This window comes from Streptomyces sp. NPDC093795 (genome assembly GCF_044764665.1).
In the GTDB taxonomy this organism is placed as follows: Bacteria; Actinomycetota; Actinomycetes; order Streptomycetales; family Streptomycetaceae; genus Streptomyces.
Window position 1 is genome coordinate 362206 of the sequence record NZ_JBIWIO010000005.1, and the last position, 25314, is coordinate 387519.

At 72.1% G+C, this 25314-nt stretch carries 25 protein-coding genes; 9 read left to right on the top strand and 16 right to left on the bottom strand.

Annotated features, from left to right (window positions below; all coding sequences use genetic code 11):
* Nucleotides 1-4: 4 nt before the first annotated feature.
* Together ACIRB7_RS16710 and ACIRB7_RS16715 are read right to left on the bottom strand one after the other, a co-directional pair.
* Nucleotides 5-670: a response regulator gene (locus ACIRB7_RS16710; protein ID WP_403598475.1), complete on the bottom strand. Its 666-nt coding sequence runs from the start codon at nucleotides 668-670 to the stop codon at nucleotides 5-7.
* Nucleotides 667-1824 carry a sensor histidine kinase gene (locus ACIRB7_RS16715; protein WP_403598478.1) on the bottom strand — a complete coding sequence of 386 codons (1158 nt, stop codon included), beginning with the start codon at nucleotides 1822-1824 and terminating at the stop codon, nucleotides 667-669. Before ACIRB7_RS16715 ends, ACIRB7_RS16710 begins: the two co-directional genes overlap by 4 nt.
* A gap of 298 nt (nucleotides 1825-2122) precedes the next feature.
* On the opposite strand from ACIRB7_RS16715, the gene ACIRB7_RS16720 reads away from it, so the two are divergent.
* A complete protein-coding gene (locus ACIRB7_RS16720) occupies nucleotides 2123-2527 on the top strand; it encodes a DUF6223 family protein (RefSeq protein ID WP_351211481.1) in 405 nt (134 codons plus the stop codon).
* Between the two features lie 38 nt (nucleotides 2528-2565).
* On the opposite strand, the gene ACIRB7_RS16725 is transcribed toward ACIRB7_RS16720, so the two are convergent.
* Nucleotides 2566-3246 carry an ABC transporter ATP-binding protein gene (locus ACIRB7_RS16725; protein ID WP_403598481.1) on the bottom strand — a complete coding sequence of 227 codons (681 nt, stop codon included), beginning with the start codon at nucleotides 3244-3246 and terminating at the stop codon, nucleotides 2566-2568.
* 43 nt (nucleotides 3247-3289) lie between these two features.
* A complete protein-coding gene (locus ACIRB7_RS16730; RefSeq protein WP_403598483.1) occupies nucleotides 3290-4405 on the bottom strand; it encodes an ABC transporter permease in 1116 nt (371 codons plus the stop codon).
* Nucleotides 4406-4517: 112 nt separating this feature from the next.
* Here ACIRB7_RS16730 and ACIRB7_RS16735 point away from each other — a divergent pair, with 112 nt between their 5' ends.
* Nucleotides 4518-5702 carry a sensor histidine kinase gene (locus tag ACIRB7_RS16735; RefSeq protein ID WP_403598486.1) on the top strand — a complete coding sequence of 395 codons (1185 nt, stop codon included), beginning with the start codon at nucleotides 4518-4520 and terminating at the stop codon, nucleotides 5700-5702.
* 3 nt (nucleotides 5703-5705) lie between these two features.
* Nucleotides 5706-6335 carry a response regulator gene (locus tag ACIRB7_RS16740; protein WP_403598489.1) on the top strand — a complete coding sequence of 210 codons (630 nt, stop codon included), beginning with the start codon at nucleotides 5706-5708 and terminating at the stop codon, nucleotides 6333-6335.
* Here ACIRB7_RS16740 and ACIRB7_RS16745 read toward each other — a convergent pair.
* Nucleotides 6325-6660 (bottom strand): DUF5955 family protein, encoded by a 336-nt coding sequence (locus ACIRB7_RS16745; RefSeq protein WP_403598492.1) that lies wholly within the window; start codon nucleotides 6658-6660, stop codon nucleotides 6325-6327. The genes ACIRB7_RS16740 and ACIRB7_RS16745 overlap by 11 nt on opposite strands.
* Nucleotides 6661-7538: 878 nt before the next feature.
* Here ACIRB7_RS16745 and ACIRB7_RS16750 point away from each other — a divergent pair.
* From ACIRB7_RS16750 to ACIRB7_RS16760, 3 genes are all read left to right on the top strand, one after another.
* Nucleotides 7539-8171 carry an NTP transferase domain-containing protein gene (locus ACIRB7_RS16750; protein ID WP_403598495.1) on the top strand — a complete coding sequence of 211 codons (633 nt, stop codon included), beginning with the start codon at nucleotides 7539-7541 and terminating at the stop codon, nucleotides 8169-8171.
* 259 nt (nucleotides 8172-8430) lie between these two features.
* Entirely contained in the window at nucleotides 8431-10053 is a 1623-nt protein-coding gene (gene aceB, locus ACIRB7_RS16755) for a malate synthase A (RefSeq protein ID WP_403598498.1), read from the top strand.
* Between the two features lie 234 nt (nucleotides 10054-10287).
* Nucleotides 10288-11433, top strand: coding sequence for a GDSL-type esterase/lipase family protein (locus ACIRB7_RS16760; protein WP_403598501.1), 1146 nt, complete (start codon nucleotides 10288-10290; stop codon nucleotides 11431-11433).
* A 12-nt stretch (nucleotides 11434-11445) separates the two neighbouring features.
* Here the strand turns inward: ACIRB7_RS16760 and ACIRB7_RS16765 are convergent, their stop codons facing one another.
* Nucleotides 11446-13236 carry a hypothetical protein gene (locus tag ACIRB7_RS16765; RefSeq protein ID WP_403598504.1) on the bottom strand — a complete coding sequence of 597 codons (1791 nt, stop codon included), beginning with the start codon at nucleotides 13234-13236 and terminating at the stop codon, nucleotides 11446-11448.
* A gap of 62 nt (nucleotides 13237-13298) precedes the next feature.
* Nucleotides 13299-14276: a fibronectin type III domain-containing protein gene (locus tag ACIRB7_RS16770; RefSeq protein ID WP_403598508.1), complete on the bottom strand. Its 978-nt coding sequence runs from the start codon at nucleotides 14274-14276 to the stop codon at nucleotides 13299-13301.
* Between the two features lie 142 nt (nucleotides 14277-14418).
* Between ACIRB7_RS16770 and ACIRB7_RS16775 the strand changes: the two genes are divergently transcribed.
* Entirely contained in the window at nucleotides 14419-15018 is a 600-nt protein-coding gene (locus ACIRB7_RS16775) for a hypothetical protein (protein WP_403598511.1), read from the top strand.
* A gap of 148 nt (nucleotides 15019-15166) precedes the next feature.
* On the opposite strand, the gene ACIRB7_RS16780 is transcribed toward ACIRB7_RS16775, so the two are convergent.
* The 9 genes from ACIRB7_RS16780 to ACIRB7_RS16820 all read right to left on the bottom strand — a co-directional run bounded on the left by ACIRB7_RS16780 (nucleotide 15167) and on the right by ACIRB7_RS16820 (nucleotide 23248).
* Nucleotides 15167-15814, bottom strand: coding sequence for an aspartate/glutamate racemase family protein (locus ACIRB7_RS16780; protein WP_403598514.1), 648 nt, complete (start codon nucleotides 15812-15814; stop codon nucleotides 15167-15169).
* A 59-nt stretch (nucleotides 15815-15873) separates the two neighbouring features.
* Nucleotides 15874-17229, bottom strand: a complete 1356-nt coding sequence (locus ACIRB7_RS16785) for a nucleobase:cation symporter-2 family protein (RefSeq protein ID WP_403598517.1) — start codon at nucleotides 17227-17229, stop codon at nucleotides 15874-15876.
* A gap of 455 nt (nucleotides 17230-17684) precedes the next feature.
* A complete protein-coding gene (locus ACIRB7_RS16790; RefSeq protein WP_403598520.1) occupies nucleotides 17685-19070 on the bottom strand; it encodes an 8-oxoguanine deaminase in 1386 nt (461 codons plus the stop codon).
* A 48-nt stretch (nucleotides 19071-19118) separates the two neighbouring features.
* Nucleotides 19119-20537 (bottom strand): nucleobase:cation symporter-2 family protein, encoded by a 1419-nt coding sequence (locus tag ACIRB7_RS16795; protein WP_403598523.1) that lies wholly within the window; start codon nucleotides 20535-20537, stop codon nucleotides 19119-19121.
* A 66-nt stretch (nucleotides 20538-20603) separates the two neighbouring features.
* Nucleotides 20604-21527, bottom strand: a complete 924-nt coding sequence (gene pucL / locus ACIRB7_RS16800) for a factor-independent urate hydroxylase (RefSeq protein WP_403598526.1) — start codon at nucleotides 21525-21527, stop codon at nucleotides 20604-20606.
* Nucleotides 21528-21532: 5 nt separating this feature from the next.
* Nucleotides 21533-21937, bottom strand: a complete 405-nt coding sequence (gene uraH, locus ACIRB7_RS16805; RefSeq protein ID WP_403598528.1) for a hydroxyisourate hydrolase — start codon at nucleotides 21935-21937, stop codon at nucleotides 21533-21535.
* Nucleotides 21934-22458 carry a 2-oxo-4-hydroxy-4-carboxy-5-ureidoimidazoline decarboxylase gene (uraD, locus tag ACIRB7_RS16810; protein ID WP_351211449.1) on the bottom strand — a complete coding sequence of 175 codons (525 nt, stop codon included), beginning with the start codon at nucleotides 22456-22458 and terminating at the stop codon, nucleotides 21934-21936. The genes uraH and uraD overlap by 4 nt, the downstream gene beginning before the upstream one ends.
* A gap of 155 nt (nucleotides 22459-22613) precedes the next feature.
* Nucleotides 22614-22952, bottom strand: coding sequence for a helix-turn-helix domain-containing protein (locus ACIRB7_RS16815; RefSeq protein WP_403598859.1), 339 nt, complete (start codon nucleotides 22950-22952; stop codon nucleotides 22614-22616).
* Between the two features lie 44 nt (nucleotides 22953-22996).
* The gene (locus ACIRB7_RS16820; protein WP_351212043.1) at nucleotides 22997-23248 is read right to left on the bottom strand and encodes a hypothetical protein; all 252 of its coding nucleotides are present in this window, start codon (nucleotides 23246-23248) and stop codon (nucleotides 22997-22999) included.
* 141 nt (nucleotides 23249-23389) lie between these two features.
* Here ACIRB7_RS16820 and ACIRB7_RS16825 point away from each other — a divergent pair, with 141 nt between their 5' ends.
* Both ACIRB7_RS16825 and ACIRB7_RS16830 read left to right on the top strand, forming a co-directional pair.
* On the top strand, nucleotides 23390-24241 hold the full coding sequence (locus tag ACIRB7_RS16825) for a TIM barrel protein (protein ID WP_403598532.1): 852 nt from the start codon (nucleotides 23390-23392) through the stop codon (nucleotides 24239-24241).
* A 49-nt stretch (nucleotides 24242-24290) separates the two neighbouring features.
* Complete coding sequence (locus ACIRB7_RS16830; protein WP_351211445.1) at nucleotides 24291-25181, top strand: 2-hydroxy-3-oxopropionate reductase; 891 nt, start codon at nucleotides 24291-24293, stop codon at nucleotides 25179-25181.
* The last annotated feature ends 133 nt before the right edge of the window (nucleotides 25182-25314 follow it).

The window sequence follows — 25314 nt, forward strand, 5'->3', positions numbered from 1 at the left end:
CGGGTCAGGCGGTCTCGCGCGGGGTCACAAGGCCGGACTCGTAGGCGAGGACGACGAGTTGGGCCCGGTCACGGACGTCGAGCTTGGCCATCGCCCGGTTGACGTGGGTCTTGGCGGTCATGGGGCTGATCACCATGTGATCGGCGATCCGGTCGTTGGACAGGCCCCGCGCGACCAGGACGACGGCCTCGCGTTCACGCTGGGTCAGCTGGTCGAGGCCCGTGACCGCGCCCCCCGGAAGCGGCTGCGTGACGTACCTGTCGATCAGCTTGCGGGTGATCGAGGGAGCGAGCAGGGCGTCGCCGCGCGCCGCGACCCGTACGGCGTGCAGGAAGTCCTCCGGCACGATGTCCTTGACGAGGAATCCGGCGGCGCCGGCGCGCAGCGCGTGGAAGACGTACTCGTCGAGGCCGTAGTTGGTCAGGATGACGACGTGCGTCCCGGCGAGGGCCGGGTCCGCCGCGATGCGCCGCGTCGTCTCGATGCCGTCCATCACCGGCATCTGGATGTCGACGAGAGCGATGTCGGGCAGGTGTCTCCTGGCCAGCGCCAGGCCCTCCTCCCCGTCGCCGGCCTCGGCCACCACCTCGATGTCGTCCTCCAGGTCGAGGAGGGCGCGGAATCCGCTGCGGATGAGCGGCTGGTCGTCGACCAGCAGGACACGGATCATGACGCACGCTCCACGGGGAGTTCTGCGTGGACGGTGAAGCCGCCCGCCGCGCCGCGCGGTCCGGCGCTCAGCCGGCCACCGAGGGCGGTGACCCGTTCGCGCATGCCAAGGAGCCCCACACCGGGCGTCGGGGCGGTGGCGGGTGCCGGAGCCGGCGCGGCCGCGCCGTCGTCGTCGACCCGTACGGTCAGGGAGTCGGGCCGGCAGTCGATCAGGACCGACGCCGTCGCCGCCGCCTCCGCGTGCCGGGTGATGTTGGTGAGCGACTCCTGCACGATCCGGTAGGCGGTACGGCCCACCGCGGCCGGCACGTCCTGACGCCGCCCTTCGATCGTCAGCGTCGCGGCCAGACCTGTCAGCCGGGCACGGGCCACCAGGTCAGGGACGTCGTCGAGCCCCGGCGGCGGGGACGTGTCGTCGTCGCGCAGCGCCTCCAGGGTCGCCCGCAGCTCCCGGGTCGCCGCCCGCCCGGCCTCCTGGATCGCGAGGAGAGCCTCCGGCACCTTCTCGCCGCGCCTGCGGGCGACATGGACGGCGACCTCGGACTGCACCTTGATGATCGAGATCTGATGGGTGAGCGAATCGTGCAACTCGCGCGCGATGCGCAGCCGTTCCTCGTCGGCGCGGCGCAGCGCGGTCTCCTCCCGGGTGCGCTCCGCCTCCTCCGCCCGCCGCTCGGACTGCCGCAACGCCTCCCCCGCGGCGCCCGCGGCGACCAGCCAGGCCAGCTCAAGGGCGTCCCGCGACCGCGCGAGCGCCCCGCCCACGTCGACCGGCCCCGAGACCAGGGCCGCGAGCGGCAGAGCCGTCAGCATGGCCACGCTCGCCACCACCGTGGCGGTGCGGTGCCCCGCCCGTACGGCCGCGTAGACCGCGAACAGGTACGCGACGACGGGCACGTCGAAGCCGACCGCCTGATAGCCCACCGCGCACAGCCCGGTGACGGCCAGGACGGCGACCGGAGCGCGGCGGCGCGCGGCCAGCGCGAGTCCCCCGGCCGCGAGCAACGCGTAGCCGAGCAGGTCGAGGCTCGTGGTCGCGTCGCGCTCGGACATCCCGGTGGCGAGGAGCGTCGCCGCCACGCCGACGGCGATCACCCCGTCTGCCGCTCCGGCTTCTGCTCCGGCCCGCAAACCGAACCGTCCTGTGCTCATGGGCGCACCCTAGCCGGGCGGGGTCGGGGGTGGATCCCGCTCGCGGAGGAGCGTGCGACTACCGCGTGCGCGGTAGTCGGCCGGTTCCTGCGGCGTTCGTGGCAGCGGGATACGGCGGCGACGGCAGCGCACAGTGTCCGCGTTCGCCGGACGACGGGGGGCGGGTCCGGCGGACATGCTCGGGTCATCCCGTCCCCCTGAGGAGAAGGAGCACCTCGTGTCAGCTCATGCGGCTCATGCGGCTGGTTCGGCTGGTTCGGCTGGTTCAGCGCGTACGGCAGTGCTTTCCGTGATCGCCGTGGCCGGTGCCGTCGTGATCGGCGGCCTCGCGTTCGCGGGGCCGGCGGCCGCGGAGGCCTCCGTCCAGCCGGTCGCCGCGAGCCTGTCCACCGTGAGCGTCGGCCGCGTCGGAGCCTCGCTGTCCGCGCTGACCGGCCTCCTCGGCGCGGTCGGCGGCGCCCTTGCCCTGGCCCGCCCGAGCGGCCGGGGCCGCGTGGTCAGCTGGGCCGGGCGGAACGGTTCCGCCGTGGCTCTGGCGGCGGGGCTGATCGCCGTGGCCGTCGGCGCCTCTGTCGCCGCCACCGCCGAGGGAGGGCTCGGCACCGGCAACGGACTCGGCGGCGCCTACGTGGCCGTGGTGGTGGGGCTCGTCGCCGTGGCCCTCGGCGGGCTGGCGCGGTCCCGGTCCCGCCGAACGGGCTGACGAGGGCCGACCCCTGCCACCACAGCGCGCCCGGCGGTTCAGGCGAGGGCGGACTGCGCGAGGCGGCCGTCGTGGACCGTGACCGTGCGGTCCGCACGGGCCAGGTGGGCGCGGTCGTGCGTGACCAGGACCGTCGCCGTGCCCCACTCGACCGTCAGCGCGGCGAGCAGGTCGATGACCTCCGCGCCCCGCTCGTGGTCGAGCGCGCTGGTCGGCTCGTCGACCAGGAGGACGGACGGCTCGTTCATCAGGGCCCGCGCGATGTTCACGCGCTGGCGCTGACCGCCGGACAGCTGGTGCGGCCGCCGCCCGGCCAGGTCCGCGAGGCCCACCGCGTCGAGGAGTTCCAGGGCCCGGCCCCGTACCGACTTCGGCGCCCGCCCCGACAGGTGCGCCATCACCTGGAGCTGTTCCGCCGCGCTCAGTGAAGGCAGCAGGTTGGGCTGCTGGAAGACGATCCCGATGTGCTCGCGGCGCAGCTCGGCGCGGGCGGCGGGGGTGAGCGGCCCCGTGTCCGTACCGGCGACGACGACGCGGCCCCGGTCCGGGGTCACGAGGGTGGCGGCGGCCGCGAGCAGGCTGGACTTGCCGGAGCCGGAGGGGCCGACGACGGCCGTGAGCGTACCGGCGGGGACGATGAGGGAGACGTCGTCGAGGGCGGTGAGACGGCCGTCCCCGTCGGGGTAGGTGAGGGTGACGGCGTCGAGGACGAGGCTCATCGGGCGCTCCCGGGCAGGAAGGGGGTGGAGGGGACGGCGGGGCTCATCGGGCGCTCCCGAGTGCGGTGAGCGGGTCGACGGCGGTGATCCGCCGGATGGACAGTGCCGCGCCGAGGACACCGAGCACGATGATCACGGCGGCCGGGCCGAGGACGGTGAGGGGTTCCAGGACGAAGGGCACGTTCCCGCCGCTGACGAGGGCGCCGATGCCGACCGCCAGCGCGGTACCGAGCAGCGTGCCCGCGCCGAGCATGAGGACGGCCTGTCCGAGTGCGTCCCTGAGGAGGTACGGGGTCGAGGCGCCGAGCGCCTTGAGGACGGCGACGTCTCCGCTGCGCTGGATGGTCCAGACGGTGAAGAAGGCTCCTATGACCAGCGCGGAGATGGCGAAGAGGAAGCCGCGCATGAGCTGGAGCGAGCCGTTCTCGGCCTGGTAGGACCCTATGGCGGTGAGGGCGCCGTCGACGGTCCGCGCCTCGGTGCCGACGGCTTTGTCACCGGCGGCCCAGTCGGCGCCGTCGGCCTCGTCGGCACTCTCTCCCCCACCGTTCCCGTCACCTTCGCGCAGCGCGATGACGGTGGCCTGTGTCTGCGCGGTCGTCCCGTCGTTCCCGATCCGCTGCCAGTCGTCGAGTGAGGTCCACACCACGGGGGTGTGGCTGTACGAGGCGTCTCCGGCGACCGCCGCGACGGTGAGTTCCAGGGGCCCGAGGCGGACGGTGTCGCCCGCCGAGACGTCGAGTTCCTCGGCCGCCGACTCGGAGAGGACGGCCTTTCCCCGAGCGGGGGCCACGGGAGCGAGGCCGCCCTCCGGTTCCGTACCGAAGGCGGACACGGCGGCGGTACGGTCCCCGGCGGCGCCGTTGAGCGTGCGGATGCCGAGCGGTACCGCGGCCGTCACACCGGGCCGCTCCGCCCAGCGACGCCACTGCTCCTCCGTCACCGTCGAGTTGGTGAAGGAGACAGCCTGCCCGGACGGTGGCGCCGCGAAGGCGAGCCGGTCGGCCGGCAGCCCGGTGATCGCGGAAATGTTCTCCCGCGCGAGCCCGGCGGTCAGCCCTGACAGCAACCCGACGAGCAGGGTGATCAGCACGATCACGGTGCCCATGAGGGCGAATCGCCCCTTGGCGAATCTGAGGTCTCTCCATGCCACGAACATGCTGACCAGAGTGGTCCGAACGGTGCCCGGCGGGCATCGCGCCACGGATGGCTCCGCAATCAAACTTTCGGTTGAGTCCGGATTGTCGCCCGGTGTCTACGCTGGAGGGATCATGGATCCCCGTTCCTCCCCCCACCCCGCCCGACGGTCTCTCACCCCCGCCCTCCGCGCGCTGCGCCTCTGTCTTCACCTGCTGATGGCGGGCCTGCTCGCCCTGGCCGCGGTACGGGCGGGGTCGGCCGCCGGGACGGTACTCGCGGTGGTGACGGGCGTGGTCTACGCGGCCGGTTCCGCCCTGCCGTCCGTGCGGAGTTCACGGCGGGCCGCCGCCGTGTGGCTGGGGATCCTCGGCGTGTCCTGGCTCGCGCTGCTGTGGCTGACCCCGGAGGCGCTGTGGGTGGCCTTCCCGCTGTACTTCGTCCAGCTGCACCTGTTGCCGGCGCGCTGGTCGCTGCCGGTGGTCGCGCTGACGGCGGTCGCGGCGATCTTCTCGTACGTGGGGCACGGCGCCAGGCTCAACCCGGGGGTCTTCATCGGGCCGCTGCTCGGCGCGGCGGTCGCGGTGGCGACGGTCCTCGGCTACCAGGCCCTCTACCGGGAGAGCGAGCGGCGGCGCCGGCTCATCGAGGAGCTGATCGCGACCCGGGAGGAGCTGGCGGCGGCCGAGCGGCACGCGGGGACGCTCGCCGAGCGGGAGCGGCTCGCGCGGGAGATCCACGACACGCTCGCGCAGGGCCTGTCGTCGATCCAGCTGCTGCTGCGGGCGGCCGAGCGGGCGCTGCCGCCGGGCTCCCCGGCCGCCGGGCACATCGACCGGGCGCGGCAGGCGGCGCAGGACAACCTGGCGGAGGCCAGGCGCTTCGTCCGGGCCCTGTCACCGCCGGACCTGGAGCACGGCTCCCTGGCGGCGGCCCTGGAGCGACTGTGCGAGCCGGGGGCGGCCGGGCCGCGGGTGCGCTTCTCCGTGAGTGGTACGCCGGTCGAGCTGCCGACCCCGTACGAGGTGGCGCTGCTGCGGATCGCGCAGTCGGCGCTCGCGAACACCGTGCGGCACGCGGGGGCCTCGCGAGCGGAGATCACCCTGTCGTTCATGGACGAGTCGGTCACCCTGGACGTGGTCGACGACGGTCGGGGCTTCGACCCCGCTTCCGTACGCCGCCCCTCCTCCGACGGTGGTTTCGGGCTTCCGGCGATGCGCTCGCGGGCGGAGTCGCTGGGCGGCACGTTCACCGTGGAGTCCGCGCCCGGTCAGGGCACGGCCGTCGCCGTCTCCCTCCCTCTCCCGGCTGGAGCCTGAACCATGACCACCATCCGTCTTCTTCTCGCCGACGACCACCCGGTGGTACGGGCGGGCCTGCGCGCGGTCCTCGACACGGAGCCGGACTTCGCCGTCGTCGCGGAGGCGGCCACCGCCGAGCGCGCGGTGGAGCTGGCCGCCGCCGGGGGTGTGGACGTGGTCCTGATGGATCTGCAGTTCGGTCCCGGGATGCACGGCTCGGAGGCGACGGCGGCGATCACGGCGGCGCCCGGTGGGCCGAAGGTGCTGGTCCTGACGACGTACGACACGGACGCGGACATCCTGGCGGCGGTGGAGGCGGGTGCCTCCGGCTACCTCCTGAAGGACGCGCCGCCGGAGGAGCTGGCGGCGGCGGTACGGACGGCGGCGGCCGGTCAGTCCGCGCTCGCGCCGGCGGTGGCGCACCGGCTGATGGACCGGATGCGGACCCCGGCGGAGGCGCTGACCAAGCGGGAGCTCGAAGTGCTCCAGCTGGTCGGGGACGGTCTGTCGAACCAGCAGATCAGCAAGGTGCTGTTCCTGAGCCAGGCGACGGTGAAGTCGCACCTGGTGCATGTCTTCGCGAAGCTCGGCGTGGACTCGCGCACGGCGGCGGTGGCGGCGGCGACGGCCCGCCGGCTGATCAGGCGCTAGGTCCGGGCTCCTGGGCGGCGGGCGGGGGGCCGAAGAGCTCGACGGCGCGCCGGACGCCCGCGAGGCCATCCGCGAGCGCGCTGACGGAGCCGACGGAGCCCGCGACGAGCAGCAGGGAGCGGCGCAGCCGCCGCACCTCGGGGGCGCCGCTGAGTGCCATCGCGTCCAGGGCGGCGAGCTCGTCCTCGGCGATGCCCCGGTCGGTGAACTCGACACGATGGGCGGCGAGTTCACGCCTGAGCCGGGACACGGCGGACCGCAGTTCGGCCACCCTGGGGTCCACGCCCTCGCCGGTCACTCGCCTCTGCCCCACGCTTCGCAACATGGTTCTCCCCCTCGCACGACACTGTGCGCAGAACGCCGTACCCCGAACACACCCCACGACCCCGAACGACCCGGCCGACGAAGGCCGGGCGCCGCGAGTCGCGGGCCAGTTAACTCCTTCGCCACCCCGGCGCGCCACCCTTGGCGGTCGGAATTCAGCTGTTCTAGCGAGGGCCCGGCCTTCACGCCCACGTGGATCGTTGTCAGTGCCTCCTGTTACGTTGCCGGCGTGAAATCGGTGGTGCAGGTCAAGCTCCTGCCAGATGCTTCACAGACATCGACCCTGAGGGCGACCTTGCGGGCCGTCAACGAGGCGGCGAACTGGGTTTCCGCCGTGGCGCACGAGCGAGGCGTGCCTCGTGAGTACGAACTGCGCAGGCACACCTACTCGGAGCTGAAGGCACGCGGGCTCGGGGCGCAGGCCGCACAACACACCATCAAGAAGGTCCGCGACGCCTACACCTCGCTGCAGGCGAGCGTCCGGGCAGGGAGACCCGGCAGACCCGCGTCGAAGCGGAGGGTACAGACGGCGTCAAGGCCGGTGAGCTTTCGGCCGGACTCGGCACAGCCGTACGACGACCGGTGTCTCTCGTGGCAGCACGAGGCGCGGACCGTCGGCATCTGGACCACAGCGGGGCGGCTCAAGAACCTCCGATTCGCCTGCGCCCCGGACGCACTCACCACGCTCCGCCGGTACCGCAAGGGCGAAGCTGTGTGGACCGCGGGGCGTGAGTCACGCGTCCCTGCCACCCCGTAAGGGGTGACCGGACGGAGGAGGCAACCCGGCAGCCGGTCGGGCCCTACCTCCAAGCCCGGACCGTCAGGTCCAGGTCAAAGTGACGCGACCGTGTCATTCCGCGCATGCGGTATGCAGTCCTCATGACAACCACAGAACACCGAGCCCCTCTCCCCCACCCGGCCCCGATCGTCGCCGGCCTCCTCCTCGCCGCCGGGGGTGGGCGGCGGCTCGGGGGGCGGCCCAAGGCGCTTCTTTCGCATCGGGGGCGGCCGCTGGTCGAGTACGCGGTGGGGGTGCTGCGCGCGGCCGGGTGCGAGGTGGTGCACGTGGTGCTCGGGGCGTCGGCCGAGGTCGTACGGGAGCGGGCGGAGCTGCCCGGGTGTGTGCTGGTGGACAACCCGGAGTGGGCGGAGGGGATGGGTTCCTCGCTGCGGGCCGGGCTCGCCTCGCTTGCGGCCGATCCGCGCGGGGTGGACGGGGCGCTCGTCCTCCTGGTCGACCAGCCGGGGATCGGGGCGGAGGCGGTGGCTCGGGTCCGGGGGGCGTACGGCTCGCGGGACACGCTGGCGGCCGCCTCGTACGACGGGGAGCGCGGCCATCCGGTGCTGTTCGGCGCCGGGCACTGGGCGGGTATCGCCGCGGCGGCGGTGGGTGACCGGGGCGCGCGGGACTATCTGGCGGCGCACCGGGATGCGATCACCCCGGTGGACTGTTCGGATGTGGCCGAGCCCTATGACATCGACACGGAGGCGGACCTGGCGCACCTTGAGTGAGGGCAGCGCGAGCGGGGCATGAGCGGGGCGTGTACGGCATGGCACCGAGCGCCATGTTCTGTTGATCCGGAGAATCTCGACATCAACAAACCATTGAACTTCCACCATGAGGAAACTAGTATCCACTGTTCAGAAGCGCCTGCTCGTACAGAAGGCGCTTGCGGCCGTATCTCGGCGCCTGCGGCACTCCGTGCCGTCCCGCGACGCCCGGCGGCCGCCTCGCACCGCCCGTGAAGTCCGCTGAAGGAAGTGACAGTTCATGTCCGCACCAGCGCCGTCCCCCCTGGCCGTCGTCGATGCCGAGCCCCTGCCGCGCCAGGAAGAGGTGCTCACCGAGGCCGCCCTGGCCTTCGTCGCCGAACTGCACCGGCGGTTCACCCCGCGCCGGGACGAGCTCCTCGCCCGCCGGGCGGAGCGCCGCGCCGAGATCGCCCGTACGTCCACCCTGGACTTCCTGCCGGAGACGGCGGCGATCCGCGCCGACGACTCCTGGAAGGTCGCGCCGGCCCCGGCGGCCCTGAACGACCGCCGTGTCGAGATCACCGGCCCGACCGACCGCAAGATGACGATCAACGCCCTCAACTCCGGTGCGAAGGTCTGGCTCGCCGACTTCGAGGACGCCTCGGCGCCGACCTGGGAGAACGTCGTCCTCGGCCAGGTCAACCTGATCGACGCGTACACCCGGAAGATCGACTTCACCGACGCGCGCTCGGGCAAGTCGTACGCCCTCAAGCCCGCGGACCAGCTCGCCACGGTCGTCATGCGGCCGCGCGGCTGGCACCTCGAGGAGCGTCACCTCACCTTCGACGGACGCCCGGTGCCGGGCGCGCTCGTCGACTTCGGCCTGTACTTCTTCCACAACGCCCAGCGGCTCATCGACCTCGGCAAGGGCCCGTACTTCTACCTGCCGAAGACGGAGTCGCACCTGGAGGCCCGCCTCTGGAACGAGATCTTCGTCTTCGCCCAGGAGTACGTCGGCATCCCGCGGGGCACCGTCCGCGCCACGGTCCTCATCGAGACCATCACGGCCGCGTACGAGATGGAGGAGATCCTCTACGAACTCCGCGAGCACGCCGCCGGGTTGAACGCGGGCCGCTGGGACTACCTCTTCTCCATCGTCAAGAACTTCCGTGACGGCGGAGCCAAGTTCGTCCTGCCGGACCGCAACGCGGTCACGATGACGGCCCCGTTCATGCGCGCGTACACCGAACTCCTCGTGCGCACCTGCCACAAGCGCGGCGCGCACGCGATCGGCGGCATGGCGGCGTTCATCCCGTCCCGCAGGGACGCCGAGGTCAACAAGGTCGCCTTCGAGAAGGTCAAGGCCGACAAGGACCGTGAGGCCGGTGACGGCTTCGACGGCTCCTGGGTCGCCCACCCCGACCTGGTGCCGATCGCGATGGCCTCCTTCGACGCCGTCCTCGGCGAGAAGCCGAACCAGAAGGACCGCCTCCGCGAGGACGTCTCCGTCGCGGCCGGCGACCTCATCGCCATCGACTCGCTGGACGCCAAGCCCACGTACGCCGGTCTGGTGAGCGCCGTGCAGGTCGGCACCCGCTACATCGAGGCGTGGCTGCGCGGCCTGGGCGCCGTCGCGATCTTCAACCTGATGGAGGACGCGGCCACCGCCGAGATCTCGCGCTCGCAGATCTGGCAGTGGATCAACGCGGGTGTCGTCTTCGAGAACGGCGAGGCCGCCACCCCCGAGCTGGCCCGCAAGGTCGCCGCCGAGGAGCTGGCCGCGATCCGCGCCGAGATCGGGGACGAGGCCTTCGCGGCCGGCAAGTGGCAGCAGGCCCACGACCTGCTGCTGCACGTCTCCCTCGACGCGGACTACGCGGACTTCCTGACGCTGCCCGCGTACGAACAGCTGGTCGGCTGACCGCACAGCGGCCGAACAGCTCACTCAACACTTCACACAGGGCTCTGCCCCGGTGCTCGCACAGGCACCGGGGGCAGAGCCCTGTCGCATGTCCTGATGTCCCACAGGTGCCGTGACGGAACCGAGATGTGCAGCTACCTAGCGGTAACAAGCCGCGCCGTGCGAGATTCCGCCATGCCACCGGCCGGCGGCTGCTCTCCCCCACACGTCACTGCGCACCGCAGGAGCACAGCCATGCCTTCGACCCCCCACCGTGCGCTGCGCGCACTCCTGGCACTGTGTACCGCCGCCGGGCTCGCCTCCGTCGCCGCCCCCACAGCCACCGCCTCACCCGGCACCGGGCCCACCGCCGTCGTCGCCATGGGCGACAGCTACATCTCCGGCGAGGCCGGCCGCTGGCTCGGCAACAGCCTCACCAACTCCGGCAGCCGCAACGGCACCGACCGCGCCTGGACGGGCAGCGGCTACGACCCCTCCCGGGTGTACGGGACCACCGCCGGCGGCTGTCACCGCTCCGACACCGCCGAGGTCCTCAGCGCCGGACCGATCGCGAGCTCCCTGATCAACCTGGCCTGCTCCGGAGCGACCACGAAGAACGTCATCCGCGCCTCACAGGGCGGCCAGGCCTACAAGGGCGAGGCCCCGCAGGCCGACCGGCTCGCGGCCGTCGCCGCCTCGCACGACGTGAAGCTGATCGCGCTCTCCGTCGGCGGCAACGACCTCGGCTTCGCCGACATCATCACCACCTGCGCGACCGACTACATCGTCTGGTACTCGTACTGCCACGACGACCAGCAGGCCGAGGTCGACGCCCGGATCGACGGCGTGATGGCGGACGTCGGCCGTTCCGTCGACGAGATCAGGGCCGTGATGACGAGCGCGGGCTACTCCTCCTCGGACTACCGGATCGTCCTCCAGTCGTACCCGTCCCCCATCCCCCGCGCCGCCGAGAACCGGTACGGCGAGAGTGGCTGGGCCCGTACGAACACCGGCGGCTGCCCCTTCTGGAACGCCGACTCCGACTGGGCCCGCGACTCCCTCGTCCCGCAGCTCGCGGGCCGGCTCAAGGGCGTCGCGGCGGCCAAGGGCGTGCAGTTCATGGACCTGCGGGACGCGCTCCAGGGACGTGAGGTCTGCGCGAAGGCGAGCCGTCAGGTGACCTCGACCGCGCCCGCGTCGGGGACGACGAGCGAGTGGGCGCGGTGGATCGACAGCCAGAGCACCCAGGGCCTCGTCCAGGAGTCCATGCACCCCAACGCCTACGGCCAGCAGGCGCTCGGCCGCTGCCTGGCCCTGATCCACGCCCGGCCGACCGGCCACCAGAGCTGCCGCAACACGGCAGGGTCGGGGCCGGCGGGCATGTACCTCACGGCGGGGTGACCGCGCGGCTCGTCACGCGTTGAGACCGAGCGGGCCGAGGACCCGCTCCGTCTCGTGGTGGTCCGCCTCCCTCATCGCCCGCACCAGCGCGGCGGACCCGCCGGGCCAGGCGGCGGCCGCCGTGTCGAAGGCGGTACGGCGGGCTTCCAGGGGGCCCTTCTTGGCGGGCAGCGCGTCGAGGACGTAGAGCGCCCGCGCCGAGGTGCTCACCTGGACCAGGTCGGACGGTTCGCCCCGCAGGCGCAGGGCCTGGTGGGCGTACGCGCCGATCACCGGGTCGCGGAGGGCGCCGCGCAGGGCGTCGGGCGGGGCGGAGCTGGTGTTCAGGGCGGCGAAGAGGCCCCGTACGGCGGCCGCGTCGGAGGCTCCGGCGTGCACGGTGCCGAGGGCGGTGAGCAGCTGGGTCCAGGCGTCGGCGGTGTCCCCGCGCGCGTGGAGCCAATCGGCGAGCACGCGCGTGGCGACGCCGCCGGGCCAGCCCGCGGCGGCGGCGACCAGCTCGGGCGCCGCCCATCCCCTGGCGTCGGCGGCGCGGGGCGCGGCGATCCCGCGCACCCCGAGCAGGTACCGCACGGCGCCCGCGCCGCGCGGGGTGAGCCCGAAGGCGTCGCCGGTGCGGAAGACCAGGCCGGTGGCGGCGAGCCGGTCGAGGACGGCGGCCAGTTCGCGGGCCGGCTCTTCGAGCCCGGCCCGGTCGGCCTCGGTCAGCCCGGCCGTGCCGATGAGCCGGACGAGTTCGGGCAGGGGCGGAAGCACGTACGCGTCGGACGCCCCCGCCGGTACGGGCATGGGTACGGGCGCGTCCTCCAGGTCCGGATCGACCGACCAGTCCTCGTACTCGGCGGCCTTGCGGGCGACGGACTCGGCCGAGCAGCCCCGCCGGTAGGCCACGTACAGGAGATGGGGAGCCTCTCCGCCGTACGGCTCGAACTCCTCCTCCGCCAGCTCCTCGACGGCGGTGATGAGAGTGTCCGCGTCCTCCTCGACGGGCCCCGCGTCGATCGCGGGCGGCGGGGGTACGGGGGCGGCGACGTCGCCGTAGTGGTCGAGGTGCTCGTCGAGGAGGGCGTCGGCGAGGACCAGGTGGGGGAAGGCGTCGGGTCCCGGCGCGAACCGCGCGTAGGGTCCGGCGAGCTGTTCGGTGAGTCCCGCGGCGGTCCACCGGTCCTGGAGCGCGGCGGCCACCCGTCCGATGCCGGTCGCGACGGCGTGGTCGGTGAGCAGCGGCCCGGCGACGGGCGGCTCCTCGGCGTCCCGGACGTACGCGCGCGTGAGGGCCTCGGCGAGGAGGACGTCCGCGAGGGCCGTACGCCCCATGAGGTCGGCCCGGTGCACCCCGTCGGGGAGCGGCGCCCCTTCGAGGGCGTCGAGCCGGCGCCGTACGTCCTCGGGGTCGGTGAGGTCGGCGCCGCAGGTCCGCAGCAGGGAGGCGTACCAGCGGTGCCAGGTGAGATTCCCCGGGTCGGTCATGGCCCGTGCGAAGTCGGGCCCGGCCTCGCCCACGACGGCGGCGACCCGCTCGCGCAGCTCCCCGTCGAACCGTCCGGCGAGTTCCCCGAGGACGGTCGGGTAGACCTCCAGCTCCCCTGGTGGGGCGTACACGAAAATGGGCAGGTCCTCGACGAGCAGCTGCCGGACGAGCGCGGGCGTCGGCTCGGGCACCCCGCTCCCCCGGTCGGCTCCCCGGAGGGCGAGCAGGCCCAGGACCGCCTCGGCGGCACGGACGAAGACAGGATCGCGGCGCTCGGGCGCTCCGTCGAGGAAGCTGTCGAGCCCGGTGTTGGTCAGAACGGTCTCGGCCACGCTTCCCAGGGTAGTTCGGCGGGGACGAATCGGGCGTATGACGCGGGGCAGGGGTGACTCCGTCAGCGCACCACCACCGTTCGGGGCGCCGAGAAGTCGCCCCAGGTGCCGTCGGGGAGTTGGGCGCGGAGGGTGACGGTGTAGCGGGTGCCCGGGGGGTCCTGGACCGGGAAGGTGTAGGTGGCGCGGCCGGGGGGCGGGGTGGTGCCCCAGATGATGGTGGTGGCGAAGCGGCCGTCGAGGTGGAGTTCGTGGTGGGTCACCGGGGCGCCGGTGTCCGGTGGGGTCCAGGTGACGGTGATCTCGCCCTTGGCCGAGGTCGCGGCGAGGCGGGTGGGGGCGGTGTTCGCGGGCGCGCCGGGGGACGGGGCCGTGGTGAGGTCGGCGGGGGCGCTGTCCGGGGAGGAGTTCTCGGCGGCGTCGCGGGCGCGGACGGTGAACGCGTAGGCGGTGCCGGGGCGCAGGCCGGTGACACGGGTGCTGGTGGCGGTGCCGGGCACGGTGTGGATGCGGGTGTCGGCCTGGTAGACGTCGTACGCGGTGACCCGGGTGTCGTCCCTGGCCGGGGACCAGCGGAGGGTGACGGCGCGGCTGCCGTCGGGCGTGGCGCGGAGGGCGGCCGGGGTGGTCGGGGGCGTGCGGTCGTCGGCGGCGGCGCGGAGTGTGGTGGCGGTGACGGTGGCGCTGGGGGGTGAGACGTTGCCGGCGGCGTCGCGGGCGCGGACCGTGAAGCGGTGGGGAGTGGCGGGGGTGAGTCCGACGACGTCGGTCATCAGGGTGGTGGCGGGGAGGTCCTTGACCCTGCGGCCCTCGCTGAAGACCGTGTAGCCGGTGACGGCCCGGTCGTCGGTGGCCGCGCTCCACATGACGTGGACGGTGCCGGCGCTGCCGGCGGTGGCGGTGACTCCGGTGGGGGCGGTGGGGGCGCGGGCGTCCTTGGCCTCGGGGACGGCGGCGCCGGAGCACCCCGTGAGGGCGAGGGCAAGGGCGAGGGCGGGCACGAGGGGGGTCAACAGGCGTGTGGCGAGCGGGCGTTGCACGGGCCGGCCTCCGTCCGAGCAGTCCGTCGAAAAGGTCCAGACCTATATCGCACAAGCGGGCCGACCCCGGCAAGAGGGGCGTTTGTCAGTGGCGTGCGCTTCACTGAGAACATCACTCTCCGTAGTCGATTCTGGGGGAATCATGACGGACCGTACGACCTATGTGACCTTCGCCGGGGTACGCCGCCGGGGCTGGACCGACTCGATGGTGCGGGACCTGCTCGGCACGCCCGACGTGCAGGGCCGGGATCCGCGCCGCTGGTCACTCGCGCCCCTGCGGCTCTACCTCCTGGCCCGGGTCGAGACCGTGGAGCGGACGCCGGAGTTCGCCGAGACCTCGGCGCTCTGCCCCGCCCGTTCCTCGGCCGCCACGGCCTACGCCCAGCGACGACGGGGCGCCGTACTCGCCGCGATCCGCGCGGAACCGATCGAGGTGCCCCGGCTCCCCGGGCCCGAACTGGAGCGGCGGGCCGTCCGCCACCGGCAGCTCCTCGGGGCGCGGCGGCCGGGCGGAGCCGGGGACGGGTCCGCCGGGGTGCCGGTGGGGGCTCTTGTGCGGTGGCAGGTCACGTATCTGAGGCATGTCCTGTCGCGGTACGAGGTGCTGCTCGACGGCCTGTACGGGGAGACCGGGCGGGGCGAGGCCGAGCGGCTCCTCCGACGGCGCGTGTACGAGGCGATCGCAGCGGCGTATCCCGCGCTGGCCGACGAGTGCCGCCGACGGATGGCGGTGGAGGGGTGAGCCGTGTCGCGGCCGGGCTCTGGGGCCTTCTCGCGGGCTGGCTCTGTGGCCTTCTCGCGGCCGGGCTCGGCGGCCGGGTCGGGGGCCGGTTCGGCAGCCTTCTCGCGGCCGGGCTCGGCGGCCGGGTCGGTGGTCGGCTCCCCGGCCCTCACACGGACAGCAGGCGCACGATCGCGCGGCAGGCCGCCGGGATCGGGGACACGATCCTGACCGCGCAACGGGAGCGGAGTTCCTCCGCCGCCTCGCCCAGTGGGCCGCCGCCGATGACCACCGCCCGTGCCCCGTCCCGTTCCACGCATGCCCGGACCGCTCGCTCCAGGCGGTCGAGGAGCAGGGCCGGGTCGGCGGAGAGGTGTGCGGGATCTCCCGTGGTGAGGCGGAGGCCGGTGTACCGGTCGGCGAGGCCGAGGGCCGTGACGTGTTCGGTGAGGGCGGCGGCCAGGAGCGGTGTCGTGGTGGCGATACCGAAGGGCGGGCCGTCGGCGGCGGCCTCCCTGAGGGCCGCCTCACCGATGCCCACGACGGGGACGTCCACCGCCGCGCGCAGTGCCGCCACGCCCGGGTCGCCGAAGGCGCCGACGAGGAGCGCCGCGCAGCCGCCGGCGGCCGTGGCGCCCAGGCCCGCGGCGAGGACCTCGGGGGCGGCGGCGCGCAGGGCGGCCGGGTCGGTGAGCATGCGCGGGCCACGGGCCACGGTGACGCCCCGGACGGGGAGGGCGCGGCCCAGGGCGCGCCGGGCGATGGCGGTCATCATCGCGGTCGTGGCGGTGGAGGTGTTGGGGTTGACGAGCACCACGGCCCCGGGCCCCGCGGCGTGCGCGGGGACCGGGGCGGGCGGTGGGGTGACGGGCGGGTTCAGTGGACGTGCGCCGCCTTGGCCGTGTGGCTGCCGGAGATGTCCTCGCCCGGCTCCATCGGCGCGGTCACCTCGTCGTCGTCCCGGCGCCGGCCCAGGTGGTTGAAGACCACGTTGAGCAGGACCGCCGCGACGCAGCCGGTCGAGATGCCGGAGTCCAGGATGATCTTCGCGGTCTCCGGGAAGGCGTGGTAGAACTCCGGCGCCGTGATCGGAATGATGCCGACGGCCAGGGAGACGGCCACGATCAGCACGTTGTTGTCCTTCTCGAGACCGGCCTTGACCAGGGTCTGGATACCGCTCGCGGCGACCGAGCCGAAGAGGACGACGCCCGCGCCGCCGAGGACCGGCCGGGGGACGACCGAGATGAGCGAGGCGGCGACCGGCGAGAGGCCCATCAGGACCAGGAAGCCACCGCCGCAGGCGACGACGAAGCGGCTGCGGATCCGGGTCATGGCGACCAGGCCGATGTTCTGCGCGAAGGCGCTGCACATGAAGCCGTTGAAGAACGGGCTGATCGCGGAGCCGAGGGTGTCGGCGCGCAGTCCGGCCGCGATGGTCTTCTCGTCGGCGGGCCGGTCGACGATCTCGCCGAGCGCCAGCATGTCGGCGGTCGACTCGGTCATGGAGACCAGCATGACCACGCACATGGAGATGATCGCGGCGAGGGCGAACTGCGGGCCGCCGAAGTGGAAGGGGGTCGGGAAGCCGACGATGTCCGCCTCGGTGACCGGGGAGAAGTCGGTGACGCCGAACGGGATGGCGATGACGGTGCCGATGACGAGGCCGACGAGGACGGCGATCTGCTTGAGGAAGCCGCGGGTGAAGCGGCGGAGCAGCAGGACGACGACGAGCGTGATGCCGGCCAGGCAGAGGAACGTGGTCGAACCGTAGTCCGCGGCCTGCGGGTTGGGCCCCTGGGCCCAGCCGAAGGCGACCGGGAGGAGGGAGATACCTATGAGGGTGATCACGGTGCCGGTGACGACCGGCGGGAAGAACCGCACGAGGCGGGAGAACCAGGGGGCGGCGAGGAAGCCGAGGAGTCCGGCGACGATGATCGCGCCGAAGATCACGGGGAGCGCGTCGGCCTTGTCGTCCGTGGTGTCGATGATGGCGAGCATCGGGGCGACACCGGCGAAGGTGACGCCGTTGACGAACGGCAGCCGGGCGCCGATCTTCCAGACGCCGAGCGTCTGGAGGAAGGTGGCGAGACCGGCGGTGAAGAGGCTGGCGCCGGTCAGGAAGGTGAGCTCGGTGCCGGAGAGGCCGACGGCCGCTCCGACGATCAGGGGCGGGGCGACGACGCCCGCGTACATGGCGGCCACGTGTTGGAGGCCGCTGGTGAGCATCTTCATCGGGGGCAACGTCTCGTCGACCGGATGCGTCTCTCGGTCTTCGGGAGCGGAGCCTGCGTCTTGTGCATTGCGAACCTGGGGCTTGGCGGCCACGGCGGTTCCTCCGGTCGGTTACACGTCGGCGGCGACGCGGGGTTCAGGGAGGTGGTGCGATGCGGTGCGGGGTGCAGGAGGTGCGGCTCGTTGCGGGGTGGTGCGGTGCGGGGTGGTGCGTAACGGGGTGGTGCGGGGTGGCGCGTTGCGGGGTCGTGCGGTGCGCGCGGGGGGGGGGGGGGGGGGGGGGTTACGGCGCGGGGACGGCCTGCCCGGTGGGGGTGCGGGCGGTGATCACCTTCCCGGGAGGCGCCGTACGTCTTCTGCGTACGGCGCCTCCCGGTCGGGCTGCCGCGAACCCCGCTCGGGTCCGCGGCGACCGACCGAGGGCCGTCCCCCTCGGTCGGACTCCATGGGGTGGGTCAGCCCTGGGCCGCGATGCGGGCCAGGCGCTGCGCCTCCGCGCGCGCGTCGCGCGCGATCTGCTCCTCGTCGGCGAACAGCAGTCGGTTGTTCTCGACGATCTGCTTGCCGTTGACGAAGGAGGCGGTCACCGGGGCGGCCGCGCCGAAGACGACGGCGGTCACCGGGTCGGCGATCGACGAGTGGCCGAGGCCGTCGATCTTCCACAGGACGAAGTCGGCGAGCTTGCCGGCTTCGAGGGAGCCGATGTTGTCGGCGCGGCCGAGGACCTGCGCGCCGCCGTAGGTGCCGAGGCGCAGGGCCTGGCGGGCGTTGAGCGCGGCCTCGCGGTGGGCGCCGAGTCGGTTGATGAGGAGAGCGTTGCGCAGCTCGGTGTGGAGCTCGCCGGACTCGTTCGAGGCGGTGCCGTCGACGCCGAGGCCGACCGGGACGCCCGCCTTGAGCATGTCCGGTACGCGGGCGATGCCGGCGGCGAGGCGCGCGTTGGAGGAGGGGCAGTGCGCCACACCCGTACCGGTGCGGGCGAAGGCGGCGATGTCGGAGTCGTTCATGTGGACGCAGTGCGCCATCCACACGTCCTCACCGAGGAAGCCGGTGGACTCGAAGTAGTCCGTCGGGCCCATGCCGAAGAGCTCGTGGCAGAACTTCTCCTCCTCCACGGTCTCCGAGCCGTGGGTGTGCATGCGCACACCGAGACGGCGGGCCAGCTCGGCACCCTGCTTGAGCAGCTGGGTGGAGATGGAGAACGGGGAGCAGGGCGCGACGGCGACCTGGGTCATCGCGTCGAAGGAGGCGTCGTGGAACTTCCGCACCGTCTCCTCGGTCGCGGCGAGCGCGCCCTCGGTGGTCTCGACGGCGAAGTCCGGCGGCAGGAAGCCGTCCTTCTCGCTCATGTCCATCGAGCCGCGGGCGAGGGTGAAGCGGACGCCCATGTCGGAGGCGGCGCCGATGATGGCGCCGGACAGGTCGCCGGAGTTCTTCGGGTAGACGTAGTGGTGGTCCATCGCGGTGGTCACACCACCGCGGGCCATCATCGCCAGGGAACCCTGGGCGGCGACGCGGACCATCGACTCGTCGATGCGCGACCAGGTCGGGTAGAGCGCGACCAGCCAGTTGAAGAGGTTGTGGTCGGTCGCCAGACCCCGGGTGATCCACTGGTAGAAGTGGTGGTGGGTGTTGACGAGACCGGGCGTGATCAGGTGGCCGGAGGCGTCGATCCGCCGGACCACGTTCTCCAGGCCCTCGGGAGCCTGGCCGGCACCGATGGACTCGATCTTGTTGTCGGCGACGACGAGGTAGCCGGAGGCGTACTCGGTGTCGTTCGCGTCGACCGTCGCGATCGCCGCGTTCTCGATGACGATGCGGGCTGCCGAAGGTGCTGCCATGGCGGTGGTTCCTTCATTCCTCTGGGGTGGTGTGGGCACGGCAGGACCCTAGGAGGATTTGAGTGCCGGGGCCGTGTGACGGCTCCGGGTGCCGAGGTGGTGGAAGAACAGATTGAGCAGGACGGCGACGAGCGCGCCCGCGCTGATGCCGGAGCCGAGCACCGTCTGCGCCCAGGCGGGGAAACCGGCGTAGAAGGTGGGCGCGGCGAGCGGGATGATGCCCGCCCCGAGCGCGACGGCCACCAGGATGATGTTGGAGCTGTCGTCGAGCCCGGCTTCCGACAGGGTGCGGATGCCGCTGACCGCGATCGAGCCGAAGAGGACGATACCGGCGCCGCCGAGGACGGGCATCGGGACCATGGAGACGACCGCGCCGAGGACGGGGAAGGCGCCGAGGACGAGCAGGGCGCCGCCGGCGACGGCGACCACGTACCGGGAGCGGACCCGGGTCAGCGAGACGACGCCGACGTTCTGGGCGAAGGCCGAGGTCGGGAAGCCGCCGAAGACGGGGCCGATCAGGGTGGCGATGCCGTCGGTGCGCAGCCCGCGGGTGATGGTCCGGCCGTCGCTGCGCCGCTCGCAGATCTCGCCGAGGGCGAGCATGCCGGCGCTGGACTCGGTCATCAGGACGAGCATGACGATGCACAGGGAGAGGATCGCCGCGGGCTGGAACTCGGGGGTGCCGAAGGCGAAGGGTGCGGGCAGCGCCGCGACGGGCGCCTCGCGCAGGGCGGTGAAGTCGGCCATCCCGAAGGGGATCGCGGCGAGGGTGCCGATGAAGAGGCCGAGGAGCAGGGCGATCTGTTTGACGAAGCCCTTGCCGAAGCGCTGGAAGAGCAGGATGACGACGAGGGTGAAGCCGGCGAGGGCCAGGTACCTCATGGCGCCGAAGTCGGCGGCGGTCTTGTCGCCGCCCTGTGCCCAGCCGACGGGCACGGGCATCAGGGTGACCCCGATGAGGGTGATCACGACGCCGGTGACGAGCGGCGGGAAGAAGCGGAGGAGCTTGCCGAAGAAGGGTCCGACGGCGAGGCAGAACACTCCGGCGACCATCACCGCGCCGTAGATGGCGGGGAGTTGGTGGCCGGGGGCGCTGGTCTCGGCGATGGCGAGCATCGGCGCGATTCCGGCGGAGGAGGCGGCGTTGACGAACGGGAGCCGGTTGCCGGCGAAGCGCCCGGCGCCGAGGGTCTGCAGGATGGTCGCGCAGCCGGCGATGAGCAGGCTCGCGGCGATGAGCCGGGTCATTCCGGCGGCGTCCAGGCCGACGGCCTGGCCGATGATGAGCGGAGGGGTGACGACGCCGGCGTACATGGCGGCGATGTGCTGGAGTGCCGCGGGGACGAGCCGCGAGGTGGGGAGCTTCTCGTCCACCGGGTGGCACTCGGTCGGGGCCGTGCCGGGGGTGGACGGAGGGGTGGAACACGGGCCTTCGGCGGTTGCCGGCCCCTTTGCGGGCTGTGCCATGGGAATCCCTCCGGTGCGGCCCCCGCCCGACTGCGGGCGGGCGGGGGCCGGTCACTCAGATGCCGCTTAGAGGTTGGTCATGTCGACCGGGATCTGCGCCGTGGCTCCGTCGCGGAGGACGGTGGCCTCGATGAGGCCGTACATGCGGTCGGCGGCGTAGTAGACCTCGTTGTCGTTCTTCAGGCCGAAGGGCTCGAGGTCGACGAGGAAGTGGTGCTTGTTCGGGAGCGAGAAGCGGACCTCGTCGATCTCCGAGCGGTGGTTGATGATCCGCGAGGCCATCTGGTACAGCGTCTGCTGGAGGGAGAGCGAGTAGGTCTCCGCGAAGGCCTGGAGCATGTGCTTCCGGGTCTCGGCGTAGGACCGCTCCCAGTTGGGCATGCGCTGCTCGTCGTCGGTCCAGTTGAAGCGCCACCGGCCGGACACCTGCGTGGCCAGGATGCGGTCGTACGCCTCCTGGAGCGTCGTGTACTTGTCCTTGATGTAACCCCAGAACTCCGAGTTGGTGGAGTTCATGACGACGAGGTCCTTGAGGCCGGAGATGACCTCCCAGTTCTTGCCGTCGTAGGTGACCTGGGTGACGCGGGTCTCCTGGCCCTTGCGGACGAAGGAGTGGTTGACGTCGTCGGAGCCTATGAACTTGGAGTTGGCCTCGGAGGTGGCGATCCGGTCCCAGGCGTACTCCTCGATCTGGATGCGCGCCCGGTGGATCGGCTCCTGGCTCGTCACGAAGTGGCGGGCGAGGTGGATGCCGAACTGCTCGGCGGACTCGATGCCGTACTCCTTGGCGAACGCGAAGACGGTGTTCTTCGTCGTGTCGGTGGGGAGGCAGTGGGCGTTGGAGCCGGAGAGGTGCACGTCGTCGAGGTCGCCGGAGAGGGCGACGGAGACGTTCAGGTCCTTGATGTGGTGGGTGTCGCCGTCCCGCGTGATCTTGACGACGCGGTTCTCTGCTTTGCCGTACTGGTTCTGGCCGAGAATCGTGGGCATGTCTGCTAGCTCCCTCGGTATACGGAGTAGCCGAACGGGTTGAGCAGCAGCGGTACGTGGTAGTGCTCGCCCGGGGTGACGGCGAACGTGATCGCCACCTCCGGGAAGAACGCACCGCTGTCCCTTACGCGGGGGGCGTCCTGCTGCGCCTCGGCTTGGTTCTTGGTACTGGACTTGTTCGAGAAGTAGGTCTCGACCTCGAAGTCGAGACGTACGTGGGTGGTTCCCTCCGGCAGCGCCGGCAGGTCCTTGCAACGGCCGTCCGCGTCGGTGGCCGAACCGCCGAGCGCGACCCACTCCGCGTCGGAGCCGCCGCGGGCCGCGAGCGTGATGGCGACGCCCTCGGCGGGGCGGCCGACGCTGGTGTCCAGGATGTGCGTGGACACCGAGGCGGTGGTGTCGGTGCTCATGCGGAGCTCTCTTCCTCGGAGGTCTCTACGAGACGGGTCAGCCGGATGCGGTTGATCTTGCCCAGTTCGGTGCGGACGATCTCCCGCTCCTCGTCGGGCGAGTTTCCGATCCGCTGCCGGAGCGCGTCGCGCATCTGCTCGCCGGTCAGGCCGGTGGCGCAGATGAGGAAGACGTGTCCGAACGTGTCCTGGTAGGCCAGGTTGAGTTCGAGCATCTCGGCCTTGAGCTCCGTGGAGGCGCCGGCCATCCCGCTCTGTTCGCGGGAGGAGGTCGGGTCCCCTGCCTTCGGACGACCGATCGGCGGGTGCCCCGCCATCGCCTCGGCCAGGTCCTCGGCGGTCAGCTCGGCCATGGCGGCGTCACTGGCGAGGAAGAGAGCTTCGGCGGTGGTGTACGGGCGCTGGGCGAGGATCTTGCTCCCCCACGCCGAACTGGAACACACCTCGTGGAGCGTGGCGACGGCCTCGCTGTCCGCCGAGGTGTTGAACCGGGTGAGGCCCGGTGTCGTACCTGAAGTCACGGGAAGCCTCCGTGGCTGTTTTTCGCTGTGCGTCGGACGGGCTGCGGATAGCTAACGCCCTCCGCAACACAACGTCAACACTTTGTTGAAAACTCGGCCACGCAAAAGCCGTCGTCCCGACATCTGGACGACGGCTTGTGGCCACGCATGATCAACTACTCGGCCTTGGGGGCCTTTTCCCTGCTCAGGGCGGTCTCCCTGTTGAGGTAGTTGTACACGGTGAAGCGGCTGACACCCAGTGCCCCCGCCACTGTCTCCACCCCATGGCGTACCGAGAAGGCCCCGCGCGCCTCAAGGAGCCGGACGGCCTCCTGCTTGGATTTCCGGTCGAGCTCGGCCAGCGGCATCCCGTGCCGCCGCTCCATCGCCGCCAGGATGTGATCGAGGGAGTCGGACAGCTGGGGCAGCCGTACGGCGAGCACGTCCTCGCCCTCCCAGGACAGGACGACGTCGTCGGGCTCCGCGTGCGCGGGAACCAGCACCTCGGCGCCCATGGCGTCGACCAGGGGCTTCACCGCCGCGACCAAGGGGTGTTCGCTCACTTCTCACCCTCCCCGATGACATTGACCTGGAGCGAGACGCGGGTGGCGCCGGCCGCGAGCGACGAGCGCAGCAGCTCGTCGACGGCGGTGAGCACCGCGTCGGCGCCGCCTTCCGCCGTGTTGCCGAAGGGACCGACGTCGACCGCGTCCAGCTCGGCCGACTGGATGACCTCACGAGCCACGACCGCGTGCGCCGGTGCCTCGTCGAGGTCGAACGGCTCGGTCGTGAACTCCACTCTCAAACGCACCATGGGCCCACGCTACGGCCCCGCTCGCCCCGACGGGAGCCCCGGACCTGCGGGGACCTCTTGACAAGCGCGCCGCCCGCCTTGCAACATTCCGTCAGACAGAAACTTACTTCCGCGATACGGAAGGAGCGCCTACCCCTCATGACCCGCTTCTCAGCAGACGCAGCCATGGACCAGCGCTTCGATGTGAACCTGTCGATCCTCTTCACGGAACTCCCGCTCCTGGAGCGCCCCGCGGCCGCCGCCGCGGCGGGCTTCACCGCGGTCGAGCTGTGGTGGCCCTGGATCGACACCGCCACCCCCGAGCAGAGCGAGCTCGACGCCCTCAAGAACGCTCTTGAGGACGCCGGCACCCGGCTGGTGGGCCTGAACTTCTACGCCGGGCAGCTGCCCGGCCCGGACCGCGGAGCCCTCTCCGTGCCCGGTGACGAGTCGGACCGCTTCCGCGCCAACATCGACGTGGCGGCCGACTTCGCCGCCTCGGTCGGCTGCAAGGCGCTCAACGCGCTCTACGGCAACCGCGTCGACGGCGTCGACCCGCAGATCCAGGACACCCTCGCGCTGGAGAACCTGGTCCTGGCCGCCCGCGCGGCGGACCGGATCGGCGCGATCCTGCTGGTCGAGACCCTCAACAAGCCGGAGTCGCCGCTCTACCCCCTGGTGAGCGCCCCCTCCGCCATCGAGGTCGTCGACAAGGTCAACGCGGCCACCGGACTCGGCAACGCCAAGTTCCTCCTCGACATCTACCACCTGTCGATGAACGGCGAGGACGTCAGCCAGGTCATCGCGGAGTACGCCGCCAAGACCGGCCACGTCCAGATCGCGGACAACCCGGGCCGTGGCGCTCCGGGCACCGGCGACCTGCCGCTGGAGCAGCTGCTCGACGAGCTGAAGAAGGCCGGATACGACGGCTGGATCGGCCTGGAGTACAAGGCGGCCGACGCCGCCGCGTCCTTCGAGTGGCTCCCGGCCGAGGCCCGCGCGGCCCGCTGACCGGCCGACCCCCTCCCCGTACCACCAGTTTTTGAGAGGCACCCTCACCATGAGCAATCTCCCCAAGGTCGCGTGGATCGGCCTCGGCATCATGGGCTCGCCCATGTCCGAGAACCTCCTGAAGGCCGGCTACCAGGTCACCGGCTTCACCCTTGAGCAGGACAAGCTGGACCGGCTCACGAAGGCGGGCGGCACCGCCGCCGCGTCGATCGCCGAGGCCGTGAAGGACGCCGACGTCATCATCACGATGGTGCCCGCCTCCCCGCAGGTCGAGGCCATCTCCTACGGCCCCGAGGGCATCCTGGAGAACGCGCAGCAGGGCGCGCTGATCGTCGACATGTCGTCGATCACCCCGCAGACCTCGGTCGACCTGGCGAAGAACGCGGCCGAGAAGGGCATCCGCGTCATCGACGCGCCCGTCTCCGGCGGCGAGGCCGGTGCCATCGAGGCCGTCCTGTCGATCATGGTCGGTGGCGAGCAGGCCGACTTCGACGAGGCCCTCCCGATCCTGGAGACCCTCGGCAAGACCATCGTGCTCTGCGGGCCGCACGGCTCCGGCCAGACGGTGAAGGCCGCCAACCAGCTGATCGTCGCGGTCAACATCCAGGCGTGCGCCGAGGCCGTGGTCTTCCTGGAGAAGTCCGGCGTGAACCTCCAGGCCGCCCTGGACGTCCTCAACGGTGGTCTGGCCGGCTCCACGGTCCTGACCCGCAAGAAGGACAACTTCCTGAACCGCGACTTCAAGCCCGGTTTCCGGATCGACCTGCACCACAAGGACATGGGCATCGTCACCGACGCCGCCCGCAACGTCGGTGCGGCCCTCCCGGTCGGCGCGGTCGTCGCCCAGCTCGTGGCCTCGCTGCGCGCCCAGGGTGACGGCGGCCTGGACCACTCGGCGCTGCTGCGCGCCGTCGAGCGCCTCTCCGGCCAGCAGGTCTGATCCACCGCCCCGGTCACCCGGGCCCCAGATTTCCGGTCGGCGGCGGCGCTGACAACTGTCCTGTCGCGCCCAGGCGCCGCCGCCGACCGGAACACCACACTTCATTTTCAACAAACTGTTGACGTTATGTTCG

What these genes read in the sequence shown, in the direction of transcription:
- ACIRB7_RS16815 (WP_403598859.1), bottom strand. Translation starts at nt 22,952, where the DNA reads ATGGGCGCCGAGGTGCTGGTTCCCGCGCACGCGGAGCCCGACGACGTC.
- ACIRB7_RS16785 (WP_403598517.1), bottom strand. Translation starts at nt 17,229, where the DNA reads ATGAAGATGCTCACCAGCGGCCTCCAACACGTGGCCGCCATGTACGCG.
- uraH (WP_403598528.1), bottom strand. Translation starts at nt 21,937, where the DNA reads ATGAGCACCGACACCACCGCCTCGGTGTCCACGCACATCCTGGACACC.
- pucL (WP_403598526.1), bottom strand. Translation starts at nt 21,527, where the DNA reads ATGCCCACGATTCTCGGCCAGAACCAGTACGGCAAAGCAGAGAACCGC.
- ACIRB7_RS16735 (WP_403598486.1), top strand. Translation starts at nt 4,518, where the DNA reads ATGGATCCCCGTTCCTCCCCCCACCCCGCCCGACGGTCTCTCACCCCC.
- ACIRB7_RS16740 (WP_403598489.1), top strand. Translation starts at nt 5,706, where the DNA reads ATGACCACCATCCGTCTTCTTCTCGCCGACGACCACCCGGTGGTACGG.
- ACIRB7_RS16830 (WP_351211445.1), top strand. Translation starts at nt 24,291, where the DNA reads ATGAGCAATCTCCCCAAGGTCGCGTGGATCGGCCTCGGCATCATGGGC.
- ACIRB7_RS16715 (WP_403598478.1), bottom strand. Translation starts at nt 1,824, where the DNA reads ATGAGCACAGGACGGTTCGGTTTGCGGGCCGGAGCAGAAGCCGGAGCG.
- ACIRB7_RS16775 (WP_403598511.1), top strand. Translation starts at nt 14,419, where the DNA reads ATGACGGACCGTACGACCTATGTGACCTTCGCCGGGGTACGCCGCCGG.
- ACIRB7_RS16750 (WP_403598495.1), top strand. Translation starts at nt 7,539, where the DNA reads ATGACAACCACAGAACACCGAGCCCCTCTCCCCCACCCGGCCCCGATC.
- aceB (WP_403598498.1), top strand. Translation starts at nt 8,431, where the DNA reads ATGTCCGCACCAGCGCCGTCCCCCCTGGCCGTCGTCGATGCCGAGCCC.
- ACIRB7_RS16710 (WP_403598475.1), bottom strand. Translation starts at nt 670, where the DNA reads ATGATCCGTGTCCTGCTGGTCGACGACCAGCCGCTCATCCGCAGCGGA.
- ACIRB7_RS16760 (WP_403598501.1), top strand. Translation starts at nt 10,288, where the DNA reads ATGCCTTCGACCCCCCACCGTGCGCTGCGCGCACTCCTGGCACTGTGT.
- ACIRB7_RS16795 (WP_403598523.1), bottom strand. Translation starts at nt 20,537, where the DNA reads ATGGCACAGCCCGCAAAGGGGCCGGCAACCGCCGAAGGCCCGTGTTCC.
- ACIRB7_RS16725 (WP_403598481.1), bottom strand. Translation starts at nt 3,246, where the DNA reads ATGAGCCTCGTCCTCGACGCCGTCACCCTCACCTACCCCGACGGGGAC.
- ACIRB7_RS16745 (WP_403598492.1), bottom strand. Translation starts at nt 6,660, where the DNA reads ATGTTGCGAAGCGTGGGGCAGAGGCGAGTGACCGGCGAGGGCGTGGAC.
- ACIRB7_RS16825 (WP_403598532.1), top strand. Translation starts at nt 23,390, where the DNA reads ATGACCCGCTTCTCAGCAGACGCAGCCATGGACCAGCGCTTCGATGTG.
- ACIRB7_RS16790 (WP_403598520.1), bottom strand. Translation starts at nt 19,070, where the DNA reads ATGGCAGCACCTTCGGCAGCCCGCATCGTCATCGAGAACGCGGCGATC.
- ACIRB7_RS16730 (WP_403598483.1), bottom strand. Translation starts at nt 4,405, where the DNA reads ATGTTCGTGGCATGGAGAGACCTCAGATTCGCCAAGGGGCGATTCGCC.